General features: G+C 75.6%; 12 protein-coding genes. 7 read left to right on the forward strand and 5 right to left on the reverse strand.

Going from position 1 to position 12,633, the window contains the following annotated elements:
- Window positions 1–100: 100 nt before the first annotated feature.
- On the forward strand, window positions 101–523 hold the full coding sequence (locus tag AB0E62_RS21570) for a DUF6003 family protein (RefSeq protein ID WP_362195926.1): 423 nt from the start codon (window positions 101–103) through the stop codon (window positions 521–523).
- A 227-nt stretch (window positions 524–750) separates the two neighbouring features.
- Window positions 751–1,950 carry a PP2C family protein-serine/threonine phosphatase gene (locus AB0E62_RS21575; protein WP_362195929.1) on the forward strand — a complete coding sequence of 400 codons (1,200 nt, stop codon included), beginning with the start codon at window positions 751–753 and terminating at the stop codon, window positions 1,948–1,950.
- A 72-nt stretch (window positions 1,951–2,022) separates the two neighbouring features.
- Here AB0E62_RS21575 and AB0E62_RS21580 read toward each other — a convergent pair whose 3' ends face one another.
- Genes AB0E62_RS21580 through AB0E62_RS21590 form a run of 3 tightly spaced genes read right to left on the reverse strand, consistent with a single transcriptional unit; the run spans window position 2,023 to window position 5,767 of the window.
- On the reverse strand, window positions 2,023–3,030 hold the full coding sequence (locus AB0E62_RS21580) for a DUF5914 domain-containing protein (RefSeq protein ID WP_362195932.1): 1,008 nt from the start codon (window positions 3,028–3,030) through the stop codon (window positions 2,023–2,025).
- The gene (locus AB0E62_RS21585) at window positions 3,027–4,058 is read right to left on the reverse strand and encodes a phytoene/squalene synthase family protein (protein ID WP_362195935.1); all 1,032 of its coding nucleotides are present in this window, start codon (window positions 4,056–4,058) and stop codon (window positions 3,027–3,029) included. Before AB0E62_RS21585 ends, AB0E62_RS21580 begins: the two co-directional genes overlap by 4 nt.
- Entirely contained in the window at window positions 4,055–5,767 is a 1,713-nt protein-coding gene (locus AB0E62_RS21590) for a phytoene desaturase (protein ID WP_362195938.1), read from the reverse strand. The genes AB0E62_RS21585 and AB0E62_RS21590 overlap by 4 nt, the downstream gene beginning before the upstream one ends.
- 481 nt (window positions 5,768–6,248) lie before the next feature.
- Here AB0E62_RS21590 and AB0E62_RS21595 point away from each other — a divergent pair, with 481 nt between their 5' ends.
- The 3 genes from AB0E62_RS21595 to AB0E62_RS21605 are packed head-to-tail and all read left to right on the forward strand — an operon-like array spanning window position 6,249 to window position 9,762.
- Window positions 6,249–7,499 (forward strand): lycopene cyclase family protein, encoded by a 1,251-nt coding sequence (locus AB0E62_RS21595; protein WP_362195941.1) that lies wholly within the window; start codon window positions 6,249–6,251, stop codon window positions 7,497–7,499.
- Window positions 7,496–8,224, forward strand: a complete 729-nt coding sequence (locus tag AB0E62_RS21600) for a class I SAM-dependent methyltransferase (RefSeq protein WP_362195944.1) — start codon at window positions 7,496–7,498, stop codon at window positions 8,222–8,224. The genes AB0E62_RS21595 and AB0E62_RS21600 overlap by 4 nt, the downstream gene beginning before the upstream one ends.
- Window positions 8,221–9,762, forward strand: a complete 1,542-nt coding sequence (locus tag AB0E62_RS21605; RefSeq protein WP_362195947.1) for an FAD-dependent oxidoreductase — start codon at window positions 8,221–8,223, stop codon at window positions 9,760–9,762. Before AB0E62_RS21600 ends, AB0E62_RS21605 begins: the two co-directional genes overlap by 4 nt.
- 389 nt (window positions 9,763–10,151) lie before the next feature.
- Here AB0E62_RS21605 and AB0E62_RS21610 read toward each other — a convergent pair whose 3' ends face one another.
- Both AB0E62_RS21610 and AB0E62_RS21615 read right to left on the reverse strand, forming a co-directional pair.
- Window positions 10,152–10,628 carry an MSMEG_6728 family protein gene (locus tag AB0E62_RS21610; protein ID WP_362195950.1) on the reverse strand — a complete coding sequence of 159 codons (477 nt, stop codon included), beginning with the start codon at window positions 10,626–10,628 and terminating at the stop codon, window positions 10,152–10,154.
- 132 nt (window positions 10,629–10,760) lie between these two features.
- The gene (locus tag AB0E62_RS21615) at window positions 10,761–11,213 is read right to left on the reverse strand and encodes a hypothetical protein (protein ID WP_362195952.1); all 453 of its coding nucleotides are present in this window, start codon (window positions 11,211–11,213) and stop codon (window positions 10,761–10,763) included.
- A gap of 528 nt (window positions 11,214–11,741) precedes the next feature.
- On the opposite strand from AB0E62_RS21615, the gene AB0E62_RS21620 reads away from it, so the two are divergent.
- Both AB0E62_RS21620 and AB0E62_RS21625 read left to right on the forward strand, forming a co-directional pair.
- Complete coding sequence (locus tag AB0E62_RS21620; protein WP_362195955.1) at window positions 11,742–12,278, forward strand: isochorismatase family cysteine hydrolase; 537 nt, start codon at window positions 11,742–11,744, stop codon at window positions 12,276–12,278.
- A 142-nt stretch (window positions 12,279–12,420) separates the two neighbouring features.
- Window positions 12,421–12,606 carry a hypothetical protein gene (locus tag AB0E62_RS21625; RefSeq protein ID WP_362195957.1) on the forward strand — a complete coding sequence of 62 codons (186 nt, stop codon included), beginning with the start codon at window positions 12,421–12,423 and terminating at the stop codon, window positions 12,604–12,606.
- Window positions 12,607–12,633: the final 27 nt, after the last annotated feature.

Below are 12,633 nucleotides of genomic sequence, written 5' to 3' on the forward strand. Positions count from 1 at the left end.
TTCGAACGTTCGACCAGGTCCGCGTCGGGATGACCACGCGCGCCGAACGCGGGTACAAGGGCTGCCGAGCCGACGAAGTCTTCCGAGGGAGGAGCAGACGATGACCGACGACGCCTATCTGGTGCTGGGGTCCGATCCGACGAGCACGCCCGGTGTGCCGCTCGCGGCGGTCGGCGGCCTGGCCTGTCTCGAGACACCCGCCGTACGGGCCTGGCTCGAGGCCCAGGGAGTCACCGAGACCTCCGCCGAGCTGCGGCTGGTGCCGCCCGAGGAGACGGCGGCCATCCCCGAGGACGCCGAGCGGCTGCCCGTGCCGCTCGGCGACGAGGAACTGAGCCGGCTCCGCCACCGCACCGCCCCGCCCGACCTGGCGCGGCTGGAGGACGAACTGCTGGGCTACCGCTCGTGCACCGACGGCCGTGACGCGCTGCTCGCCCGTGCCCTGGCGGCCGGTGTGCCGGCGCACCGCGTCGCGGAGCTGACCGGCGAGGACCTGGCCACCGTCCAGGCGGCCACCCGCTGAGCACCGTGCGGCCCGTCGGCCGGCAAGGTGGATTCCCGCTCCGCGCGACCGGCCCCCGGACCGGAGCGGGCTCGTGGCGGTCGGCGATGCCCGCGTTCTTCCGCCGAGGATCCGTTGCGCCTTCCGGGAGCCGGCGCCGGTCCGGCGCGTGTCGGTCCTGGCAGCTTCCCGGGCACATCCGGGAGATTCCGCAGGGAAGCCGGGGCGGACGGATCGGAGGTGCCGCGGTGGGTGACGAGGGACTGGGCCTGGACGAGGTGCTGCGGGCGGCGGAGGACGCCGCGCCGGTGGAGTCGGTGGACGTGATCGCCCGGAAACTGGAGGAGCGGTTCGCGGCGCGCGAGGTCTCCTTCTGGCTCGTCGACGTGCTCGGACAGTCGGCCGTGCGGCTGCCCAGAGCCGGCGCCGCCGGGCAGGAGCACAGCGGCAGGGAGAGACTCGAGCTGACCGGCAGCCTGTACGACCGGGTACTGCGCGCCCAGGAGCCGCAGCAGGAACCGGCGGCGGGGGGCGGCCACCGGCTCGCGGCCCCGGTCACCAACCGCGGCGACTGCATCGGCGTCCTGGACCTGGTGGTGCCCCGAGTGGACGGCGCGCTGCGCGAGGCGGTCGCGCGGGCGGCGCACGCGCTGGCGTACATCGTGGTGACCGACCGCCGCTTCACCGACCTCTACCACTGGGGACGGCGCACCACCACCATGACCCTGGCCGCGGAGATCCAGCACCAGCTGCTGCCCTCGGCGTCCTGCTGCGAGGCCGCGCAGTTCACCCTGGCCGGCGGCCTGGTCCCGGCCGACGACATCGGCGGCGACACCTACGACTACGCCCTCGACCAGGACGCCCTCTACCTGTCGATCACCGATGCCATGGGCCACGACACCGACTCCGCCATGCTGGCGACGCTGACCGTGAACGCCCTGCGCGGCGCCCGCCGGGCCGGGGCCGGCGTCCTGGACCAGGCGCACGCCGCGCACGAGGCCATTACCCGGCACAGCCGCGGCATGACCACCGGGCAACTGCTGCGGGTCCCGCTGGACACCGGTGCCTGCGAACTGGTCAACGCGGGCCATCCCTGGCCCCTGCGGCTGCGCGGCGACCGCGCGGAGGAAGTGGCCGTCCGGGTGAACATGCCGTTCGGGGTCCCCGTCCCGGTCACCTACGAGGTGCAGCAGCTTCCCCTGGAGCCCGGCGACCGCCTCATCCTGATCACCGACGGCATGCGCGAACGCGCGGCCGCCGCGGTCGACCTGGTCTCCCTCGTCGCCGCCACGCGCGACGAGCACCCCCGCGAGGTCGTCCGGGCCCTGACCTGGGCCGTGCACGAGGCGTGCGGAGGGGAACTGCCCGACGACGCCACCCTCCTGGTGCTGGACTGGCACGGCAGCCGGTCGGCACGGCGCCGCACCAGCGGCGGCTCCGACACCTGACCCGGCAGGCCGGCCGGCCTCGCCGCAGGGAGACCGGCCCCGGGCATCGAACGGTCGTGCTTCCCCGGCCGCTCAGCCCGGAAAACGGCCCGTGGACCGCAGGTGCCGGCGCCGCTCGGCGTAGGCCAGGTCGTCCCGCCACAGCCGGCCGGCCGCGGCCCGTACCAGCGGCCGCAGCAGCGGCGCGGCCCGGCGCGCGGCCGCGAAGCCCGGGCGGGGCGAGGTGGCGATCACCGCCTCGATGACGGCGGTGCGGGGCCGGCCGGCCCCGTCCGCGCCGAGCGGGGTCGCGTGCGTCTCCACGACGGAGCCCGCACCCTCGCCCCCGGTGACGCGCATGACGACCGTGCGGGGACCGGGCGCGGTGAAGACGGCACGGACCGGTACGACCAGCCGGCCCGCCACCCTGAAGGACACGTCGACAGTCAGCGCGTCCGGGCCGTCGTCGCTCGCACCGGCCGGGTCACCGGGGGCGTCCACCACGGTCAGGTCGACGAACGAGTACGGGTGCAGCCACGCCCCGTGCCACGGATCGAGCCGGTTGGCCACCACGTCCTCCGGCTCGCAGACACCCACGCCCGTGTAGACGGCCGTCAGGGCGCGCGCGGGCTCCGGCCGGGGCGGTACCACCGGCGCGTCCAGCGGCTCCTCGCCGCCCACCGTGTCCAGCCGCGCCCACACCAGCACCCCGTCGTCGTGCACCGGCAGCGGCGACCAGCCCGCGTACGGGCCGCCGTCCAGGGCCAGTCCGTGCCAGTGGCACACCAGCGTGCCGCAGCGCACCGGACTGTCCCGCAGCGGCGCCCCCAGGTGCGGACAGATCCCCGGTCCGCCGACGGCGCGGCCGTCGGGCCCCCGCCACACCACGATCTCCTGCCCCGCCACGGTCCGCGCCAGTTTGCCGTCCCCGCGCAGGGCCCGGGAGGCGCCGACGACGTACCAGTTCCCGGCCGGCCGCGCCTGCGCCCGCTTCAGCGCCCCGGCGATCAGCCCGGGCCGCGCCTCGCGCCACGTGGGCCGCTGCCCCGCCCAGGGCACGGCAGGGCGGCGCACCGACAGCGGCAGGCGCCGGCGGCTCACGCCACCCCCTCGGGCGAGGGGACGGCCGTCGTCGGCGGGAGCGAGGCCGCGGGCAGGGTACGGCGGCGAGCGGCCGGCCGGTGCGGGGGAGCGGTCCGCGCCCGCAGCCGGGCCGCAGCCACCCGGACCAGCCCGTCGGCGGCGACCACCGCCCTGCGCCGCCGCGCCACCGCCGACCGCCGGTGCAGCACGGTGTAGCCGTCCCGGGCGACGGCGTCCAGGATGCCGCCGTACAGGACGGCCGCGGTGCGGATGCAGGGCCGGGCCACCGGATCGAGCAGCTCGATGCCGGGCACCGCCTCCCGGTACACCCCGCGGGCCAGCGCCTCGAACTCCCTGAGCGCGGCGGTCACCCGGCGGTCCGGGCGGCCCGTCGAGCGGCTCCAGACCAGCAGCTCCCGGTCCACGCCGTGCCCGGCGAGCAGATCGGCCGGCAGGTAGACCCGCCCGCGGTCCAGGTCCTCGCCGACGTCCCGCAGGAAGTTGCTCAGCTGGAAGGCGACGCCGAGCGCCGCGGCGTACGGCGCGGCCTCCTCGCGCGGCACCACCGTGCCCAGCACGGGCAGCATCTGGAGCCCGATCACCGCGGCCGAGCCGTGCATGTACACGCGCAGGTCGGCGTAGGTGGGATAGGCCGTCACGACCAGGTCGGAGCGCATGGCGGTCATGAAGTCCCGGAAGTGCGCGTGGTCGATGGCGTAGCGGCGGGCGGTGTCGGCGAGCGCGCGCACCACCGGCTCACCGCTGCCGCCCCGCCGCAGCCCCTCCGCCAGCTCCGCCTGGAGCCGGGCCAGGGCCCGCACCCGTACGTCCGCTCCGGCGCCGGGGTCGAGGGAGTCGACGATGTCGTCGGCCCAGCGGGCGAAGCCGTACAGGGCGTGCACCGCGGGCCGGCGTTCGGCGGGCAGCAGCCGGGTGGCGAGGAAGTAGGTCCTGCCGTGCCGGGCGTTGAGGGCGCGGCAGTGGCGGTAGGCCGCACGCAGCCCCGGATCGCCGATCCCCGCCGCGTCCAGCTCTCGATCGGTCATCCTGTCCTGCCTTCGGTCGCGGGGGCCGGCGGCTCCTGCGCGGCGCGCCGGCGGCGGGGTTCCTCATGCGCCCGGGGGACGGCACGGGCCTGTGGAGCGGCATCGGCTCGTGGCGGGGCAGCCGCTTGCCGCCGGGCGGTCCGGGACCCCGCCGGGGCCGGTGCGCCGCCGCGCTCCGCAAGCGCGGCGGCGGCCGGGGAGGAGCGCGGGCGGCTGCCGCCGCGCCCGCGTACGCCGGTGACGCGGGCCGCGGCCAGCTTCCCCGACAGCAGCACGGTCGGCACACCGACGCCGGGCGTGGTGCCGCAGCCGGCCAGCACCGCGTTCTCCGTGCCGCGTACCAGGTTGCGCGGACGGAACGGTCCGGTCTGCGCGAAGGTGTGGGCGACCGAGAAGGGGGTTCCGGCGGCGTGCCCCCGCGCGTGCCAGTCGGCCGGGGTGACCAGGCACTCCTCCTCGATGGCGGCCTCGACGCCGTCCATCCCGCGCCGTTCCAGCTCCCGCAGCAGCGTGTCCCGGTAGCGCGGACCGAGGTCGCCCCAGGCCGCCGCGTCCGGGCCGATGTCGGTGTTGGGGCAGGGAGCGAGGATGTAGTGCAGGTGCCGGCCCGGTGGCGCGAGAGCGGGGTCGGTGGCGGTGGGCCGGGTGACGAGCAGCGACGGGTCGCTCATCAGGCTTCCGGCGCGGGTGAGTGCGTCGAAGGTGCGGTGCCACGCCGCACCGAACGAGAGCGTGTGGTGGGCGAGGTGGGGCCAGGTGCGGTCCGTGCCGGCGTGCAGCACGACCGCGGAGGGGGAGTGGCGCAGTGCCAGCGGCCGGCGCGGCGCACGGCCGAGCAGCCGGTAGGCGAGGGGCAGGTCCGGGGTGAGGACGACCGCGTCGCACGGGATGCGGCCGGCGGCGGTCACCACGGCCGTGACACGCTCGCCCGACCGTTCCAGACGGGTCACCGGCTGCCCGAACCGCAGCTCGGCGCCGGCCGCGGCAGCCGCCTGGGCCATCGCCCGCGGCAGCGCGTGCATGCCGCCCCGGGGGAAGTACACGCCGGCGACAGTGTCCATGTAGGCGATGACCGCGTACGCGGCCAGCGCCCGCGCCGGGGGCACACCCGCGTACAGCGCCTGGAAGGAGAACACCCGGCGCAGCCGCTCGTCGCTCAGGAAACGGCCGATCCTGGCGTCCAGGCGGCCGAAGCCGCCGAGGGCGGCCAGCCGGGCGAGATCGGTGTGCAGCAGACCGAGCGGCGAGTCGAAGTCGGCGTCGATGAACCTGCGCAGCTGCGCCCGGTACAGCCGCTGGAGCCAGTCGCGCAGCCGCCGGTACCCCGCCGCCTCCGCCGCCCCGGCGAACCGCTCCACCTCCGCGGCCATCGCGTCCGCGCCGCTGTGCACGTCGAGGCTGCTGCCGTCCGCGAAGCAGGCCCGGTAGACCGGGTGCAGGGGGATCAGCTCGACCCGCTCGTACAGGCTCTCGCCGACGGCGGCGAACGCCTCGTCGGCCAGGTGGGGCATGGTCAGCACGGTCGGCCCCGTGTCGATCCGGTACCCGCCCAGGTCCAGGCGCCCGGCCCGGCCGCCGGGCAGCTCCTCGCGCTCGACGACCGTGACCCGGCGTCCGGCGCCCAGCAGGTGCAGTGCCGCCGACAGCCCGGCGAGGCCGGCGCCGACCACCACCACGTGGTCCGTGCGACCGGGCAGGGCGCGCGTCACCGGCCGCCCCCCGCGCCGCCACGGGCCCGGTCCGCGTACGCGTCGTGCGCGGTCCGCGGGCGTACGCCGGCCTGCCCTGCCGGCCGCCGGTCCGCCGCGGCCCCCACGCTGGCGCCCGTGGGTGCCGTCCCGCGCGGAACCGGCGCCACGGGCGCCGCCGGGACCGGCCACGGCGGCGCGGTCGCGGGGTGGTCCTTCGCCTGGGTGCGCCGCATCCCGGTTCCCTCCGTCGTTCCCGTCACCCGTCTGCTTCGGTGCGGACGGACCCGTGCACATCCCGCGCGGACGCGGGGACCAGGGGATCCGCCCCCTCCACCGTGCCGTGTCCGGCGCTCGGCCGCTCGCCACGAGGAGGCGCCTTGCGTCGGCCGGGGTACACAATCCGAGGCGCCGTGTCCCCGGCGGACGGTTCGCGGTCCGTCGCCGCTCGCGCGAGCCGCGGCCGGACAGCGCGCAGGAGACGCGGAGGAAGGGAGGCACCGTGCCGGAGACGGACGTGGCCGTGGTGGGCGCGGGCGCCGCCGGGCTGTCGCTGGCCCACCGGCTCGCCGGCCGCGTTCCCGGCCTGCGGACACCGTCCGTGGTGCTGGTGGACGCCCCGCCCGGCCCGCTGCGGCCGGCCCCGCGGACCTGGTGCTACTGGACGGCGGGAACGGGACGGTTCGACGCGGCGGCGCGGGCCGAGTGGCGGCGGCTGAGGGTGCGCCCGCGCACCGGTGCCCCGGTCGAGGGCGACATCGACCCGCTGCGGTACCGCATGATCCGCTCCGACGACTTCGAACGCCTGGTCTTCCGGGACCTGGCCCGCAGCCCCAATGTGCGGCGCCTGGAAGCGGCCGTCGAGGCGGTGGAGGACGTGCCCGGCGGCGCGCACGTCCACCTGAGGGACACCGGCGGCCGGACCCGCGTGCTCAGCGCCCGCTGGGTGCTCGACTCCCGGCCCCCGGGCAGCCTTCCGGCCGCCCGCACCACCCTGTTCCAGCACTTCCACGGCTGGTTCGTGCGCACCGCCCGGCCCGCCTTCGACCCGGCCGCCGTGGAGCTGATGGACTTCCGTACCCCGCAGCCCGCCCACGGCCTGTCCTTCGGCTACGTCCTGCCGACCGGGCCGTGCGAGGCGCTCGTGGAGTACACCGAGTTCTCCCGGCGCACCCTCACGCCGGACCGCTACGAAGCCGCCGTACGGCACTACGCCGACGAGGTGCTGCGGCTCGGCGAACGGCAGGTCCTGGCCACCGAGACGGGAGTCATCCCGATGACCGACGCGCCGATCGCCCGGCGCACCGGAGCCTCGGTCTTCCGCATCGGCGCCGCCGGCGGAGCGACCCGCCCCGCCACCGGCTACACCTTCGCCGGACTGCAACGCCAGACCAGGGCCGTCGCCGACGCCCTGCGTCGCGGGCGCCGACCCGTGCCGCCCGCCGCCCACCCGGCGCGTTCCCGCGTCATGGACGCCGTCCTGCTGCGCGCCCTGGACAGCGGCCGGGCCGACGGCCCGGAACTGTTCAGCGGCCTGTTCGCCCGCGTCCCCATGGCACGGCTGCTGCGCTTCCTCGACGGAGCCACCCGCCCGTACGAGGACCTGTCCATCGGCCTGCGCACGCCCGTCGGACCGATGCTGCGCTCCGCCCTGGAACTGCCCCGCCTGCCCCGGCGCCCCTTCGACCTGCCCACGCCTCCCGGCACTCCACCGTTGCCCGCGTCGCACCTGCCCCCGACGGAGACCGCATGACACTGCTGCGCGACGAACGCCTCGCCGCCGCCTTCGACCACGCCGCCCGCGGCTATGACACGCTCGTGGCCGCCAACCCCGGCTACCACGCCCACCTGCGCCGCTCCGTGCGCCGGCTCGGGCTGCCCGGACAGGGGCGGGGGCTGCGCCTGCTCGACCTCGGCTGCGGCACCGGGGCCTCCACCGCCGCGCTGCGGTCGGTGCTGCCCGCCGCCCGCATCACGGCCGTGGACGCCTCGGCCGGCATGCTCCGGCGGGCGGCGGCCAGGCCGTGGGCGGACGAAGTCACCTTCGTGCACACCCCCGCCGAACGGCTGCCGCAGGCCGGGGTGTCCGGCCCGTTCGACGCGGTGTTCGCGGCCTACCTCCTGCGCAACGTCACCGATCCCGACGCCGTTCTCGCCACCGTACGCGGGCTGTTGCGGCCGGGCGGCCGGCTCGGCGTGCACGAGTACACCCTGCGCGGGCGGCGCGCGGACCGGGCGGTGTGGACACTGGTGTGCCGGGGCGTCGTACAGCCCGTCGCGACCCTGCTGGGCGACGGGCCGCTGTACCGGCACCTGTGGCGCAGCGTGGTGGACTTCGACACCGCCGGGCGGTTCGCCCGCCGGCTCGGCGCGGCCGGCTTCGACCAGGTCCGCGCCCTGCCGCTGCCGGGCTGGCAGACGGGCATCGCCCACACCTTCGTCGCCCGCCGGGCACCCGGCCACGGGGGCGACGCATGAGGACCCGGTACCCGGGCGCCGCGCGCCGGGGCCGCGACCGCCGGGCCGTGACCCTGCCGGCCCGGCCCGGCACCTCCCGGGTGCAGGGCCCCCCGCCGTCGGTCGCGGTGATCGGCGCGGGCATCGCGGGCCTCGCCGCCGCCACCGCCCTCGCCGAACGCGGGGTGGCCGTCACCCTGTACGAGCAGCGGCCCTACCTCGGCGGGCGGGTCGGCGGCTGGCCGGACGCACTGCGCGACGGCAGCACGGTGACCATGAGCCGCGGCTTCCACGCGTTCTTCCGGCAGTACTACAACCTGCGTGGACTGCTGCGCCGGACCGATCCCGGCCTGGAGCGGCTCACGGGCCTCCCGGACTACCCGCTGCGCCACGCCGCCGGCCTGACCGACAGCTTCCGGCACGTCCCGCGTACCCCGCCGCTCAGCGCCCTCGGCTTCGCCGCGCTCAGCCCCTCCTTCCGGCTCACGGACCTGCGCGCCCTGCGCCCACGGGCGGCCCTGCCGCTGCTCGACGTGCGCGTGCCGGAGGTCTACGACCGTCTGGACGGCACCAGCGCCCACGCCTTCCTGGACGCCGTGGGCTTCCCCCGGAGCGCCCGCCACCTGGCCTTCGAGGTGTTCTCGCGGAGCTTCTTCGCCGATCCCCACGAGCTGTCGGCGGCCGAGATGGCACTCATGTTCCACATCTACTTCCTGGGCTCCGCCGAGGGCCTGTTGTTCGACGTGCCCCGCGCCCCCTTCCCGGCCGCCCTGTGGGATCCGCTCGCCCGCTATCTGGCCCGGCACCACGCGGAGCTGCGCACCGGAACGGCCGTCGAGCACCTCGCACCCACCCGGGACGGCGCTCTCGTGGTCACCACCGGCCGTGACGAGCGCCGCCACGACGCGGCGGTCCTCGCCCTCGACCCCGCCGGGCTGCGCGCGCTGGTCGGGCGCAGCGGACAACTGGGTGACGCGCCCTGGCGCGAGCGGATCGGACGGCTGCGCACCGCCCCGCCCTTCCTGGTCACCCGGCTGTGGCTGGACCGGCCCGTCGCCCCGGACCGCCCCGGCTTCCTCGGTACCAGCGGCTTCGGCCCCCTCGACAACATCAGCGTGCTGGAACGCTACGAGGACGAGGCGGCCCGCTGGAGCGCGCGCACCGGAGGCTCGGTCGTCGAACTGCACGCCTACGCCGTACCGCCCGGAGCCGCCCGGGACGTCGAACAGAAGCGCCTGCTCGGTCAACTGCGCCGCGTCTACCCGGAGACCGGCCCGGCCACGGTCCTCGACGCCCGCCACGAGTGGCACGAGGACTGCCCCCTGTTCCCGGTGGGCGGCTACGGCGACCGCCCCACCGTCCGCACCCCGCACCCCGGGCTGGTCGTGGCCGGCGACCTGGTCCGCACCGGCCTGCCCGTGGCCCTGATGGAACGCGCCGCCACGAGCGGCTTCCTCGCGGCCAACGCCCTGCTGGAGCGGTGGGGCGTGCGGGGCCAGACACTCTGGACGGTGCCGGACCGCGGCCGCAGCGTACTTCTCAGAGCCCTGGCCAGGTGAGGGCCCCCGCGCTCATCCCTTTCCGGCTCGCGGGCGACGTGGTGTGGTCCGTGGATGTCTGCCGGCGAAACCGCATGCGCCAGGACAACACCTGGGAGACGGACGGCCACACCTTCTTCGCGGAGCGGCGTGTCCTGCGCCGGCTGCCGGAACCGCTGGTCGAGGCCGCGTTCGACCGTGAGGAGCGCCGGGCACTGGAGCGGCTGTGCGCGGCCCTGCCCGGACTGGTCCCACGACAGCCTCCGTGCCTGACCCACGGCGACCTGCGGCGGGAGAACATCGTCGCCGCACAGGACCTTCGCCGTGTACGAGGAGATCGCCGGCCTCCAGAACGGCTGGAAGCATCGGATGCCCCTCCGCACGGTCGATGTCCGCGACCGCACCTCGTCTCAGGTGGCGGTGCCCTCCCGGTCCGAGGACGGCCACACGTAGGGCAGGTCGTCGGGAACGCCGGGGAACACGTCCGCGTAGGTCTCCCGGTCCTTGCGGACGAGCGCGGACTGATGGCTGCGGTGGAAGGCGGCGTCACCGAGCCACGGCGGCAGTTCCCCGGCCCGGGCCAGCGCGGCCTGGTCGCGCACGGGAGCACCGGGGTGGCTCCCGGCGTAGTCGGCGACCAGCGACGCCGCGCAGCTGTCCTGGTGCCCCTGCTCCCGCCAGACCCGGCAGATCTCCAGCCCGTAGCGGACCAGCGCCTCCTCGTACCCGCTCCACATCCGTACGGCCGGGTGCCTGCGCCAGCCGTAACCGGGCACGGTCAGTCCCCGGAGGACCTGAAGCGCCTCGACCCGCTGCTTGCCCAGGCGCCGGCGGTCCAGGAGCAGGGCGGAACGCCGGAAGTCGGAGTCGGGCAGGAACGTCTGCATGGGTGCCGTCCTGACGGGGTGCGGGGTGGGTGTCGTCGCGGCGGACGTGCCGCCGCATGCCCGGCATTCCTGCGGTGCGGTGCTCCAGGGGGCTGTGCCGCGGCTTTCGCCCCTTTCCTTGCGCAGCGCCCCTCACGTCCCGGCGGCCGGCGGACGCGCGATGTGGTCGGGGTGCCCCGGGGTGCGGCGGGCCTCCTTCATCTCCGCCTCGTACAGGTGCCGGCGGCCCTGGGCGAGTTCGCTCACCGCGCTGTGCTCCAGCTCCCGGAAGGGCCGGTAGTAGGTGTCGTCGTAGGCCTCGACGATCTGGAACGTCCAGTGGCCGGGGATGACGTTGCGCCCCAGGATCTCGGTCTCCACCTTGTCCGCCCACTCCGGGTGCCCGGCCTCGCGCAGCAGCCGTACCGCCCGGTCGAGTTCCAGGTCGGCCCCGCCGGTGAGCTGGTGGAAGCTGTACAGATGGCCGCGGGCACGCTCGGTGGTCTCCAGCGCCTTCGACAGTGATCCAAGGGCCTCGACGGTCCGGTCGCAGACGCCTTCGGGGCGGCGGTGCCACTCGTCGGGGATGTCCCGGTGGTCGTTCATGGTCCTCCCTGGATGGTGTGGCCGCAGTGTGTGTACCCGTCTTCCTGCCCGTTCCGCCGCGACGGCGGGTGAGCTGTCGGCCGAACGGGTCAGCGCGCCTCCGTTCCGTGCGTCGCGCGTGGTCCCGTGTGGTCCCGTCGGGTGAGGAGGCGCCGGTCGGCCGTGACGCCGGACATCCGGTGGCGCGCGAGCGGGGTCCGTGCGGCCCCGCCACCGGGCGCGCTCCGGGGGCGGGCCACGGCACGGAGCCCCCGCTTCGTGCGGCGCCGCCGAAGCGCTGATGCCCGGCGTTCCTCGCCAGGACATGTCTGGCCGTGCCCGTTTGTTCACCGTCGGGAGCTTCCCGCCGGACGAACAAATCCGGAACACGCGCGACGCGCTCGCTCAGGGCATGGAGCCGGTGTACACAGGCGCCAGTTGTCCGACTCGCGGTCGAGAGCGGTTTGGGCGCCGCCCCCGGCGGTGCCGGTTCAGGCGGCAGCGGCAAGAACAAGGGGGACACACGTGCAAACGGGGAACCCGGTGGGCGTGAGTAAAACTGCACTGCTGGTCATCGACATGATCAACACCTACGACCACAAGGACGCCGACCTGCTGCTTCCCTCGGCTCGCGCGGTCGTCCCGGTCGTGGCGGACCTCTTGCGGAGCGCGCGGGGTCGTTCACTGCCGGTGGTCTACGCGAACGACAACTTCGGCGAGTGGCGATCCCACCACGGAGAGTTGCTGGACAAGGCGCTGAACGGCCCCCACGGCTCTCTCGTGGACCCGTTGCGGCCCGACGGGGATTCCCTGTTCGTGGTGAAGGCCCGCCACTCGGTCTTCTTCGAAACGCCGCTGGAGTACCTCCTGCGGCAACAGGGCATCGACCAGCTGGTGCTCACCGGACAGGTGACCGAGCAGTGCGTGCTGTACTCGGCGCTCGACGCCCACATCCGGCACTTCGAGGTGATCGTCCCCAAGGACGCCGTGGCGCACATCCACGAGGACCTCGCGCAGGCCGCGCTGCGGATGATGGAGCGCAACATGGGAGCGCGCGTGTGCACGAGCGAGGACCTGTGGACGTGACCGGCGGCGCGCGTCTTCGCCGGGCAGCGCCAAAACAGGTACCGCTCGCGGCCGTTGCCTCCTACCGTGGGGCGTCGCAAGCACGCACCCCGTATGCTGCGACCGTCCGGCGAGCCGCCCGCTGAAGGGAAACCGTCCCACCGTGTTCCAGGAGACACCCGTCTACGACCGCCTCGTCGCCGAGCGAGGCGACGTCCCCGTCCAGGTCCGCGGTGAAGCCGACCGGATACACCGCGACCTGGCGCAGGTACTGCACCGGGCGCCCGCCTCACGGCCGAGTGCACCGCGGAGCGTCTTCGAGCCGAAGCTGCCGCCCAGCGCCCCGTAGGCCCTCGGCCGCCCCGCGAGGATCCGA

Origin of the sequence: Streptomyces sp. NPDC038707 (assembly GCF_040636485.1) — a bacterium.
Taxonomy (GTDB): domain Bacteria; phylum Actinomycetota; class Actinomycetes; order Streptomycetales; family Streptomycetaceae; genus Streptomyces.

Bases quoted from the DNA above. Each gene is read 5' to 3' on its own strand.
- AB0E62_RS21570 (WP_362195926.1), top strand. From the start codon at position 101: ATGACCGACGACGCCTATCTGGTGCTGGGGTCCGATCCGACGAGCACG.
- AB0E62_RS21585 (WP_362195935.1), bottom strand. From the start codon at position 4,058: ATGACCGATCGAGAGCTGGACGCGGCGGGGATCGGCGATCCGGGGCTG.
- AB0E62_RS21600 (WP_362195944.1), top strand. From the start codon at position 7,496: ATGACACTGCTGCGCGACGAACGCCTCGCCGCCGCCTTCGACCACGCC.
- AB0E62_RS21605 (WP_362195947.1), top strand. From the start codon at position 8,221: ATGAGGACCCGGTACCCGGGCGCCGCGCGCCGGGGCCGCGACCGCCGG.
- AB0E62_RS21610 (WP_362195950.1), bottom strand. From the start codon at position 10,628: ATGCAGACGTTCCTGCCCGACTCCGACTTCCGGCGTTCCGCCCTGCTC.
- AB0E62_RS21615 (WP_362195952.1), bottom strand. From the start codon at position 11,213: ATGAACGACCACCGGGACATCCCCGACGAGTGGCACCGCCGCCCCGAA.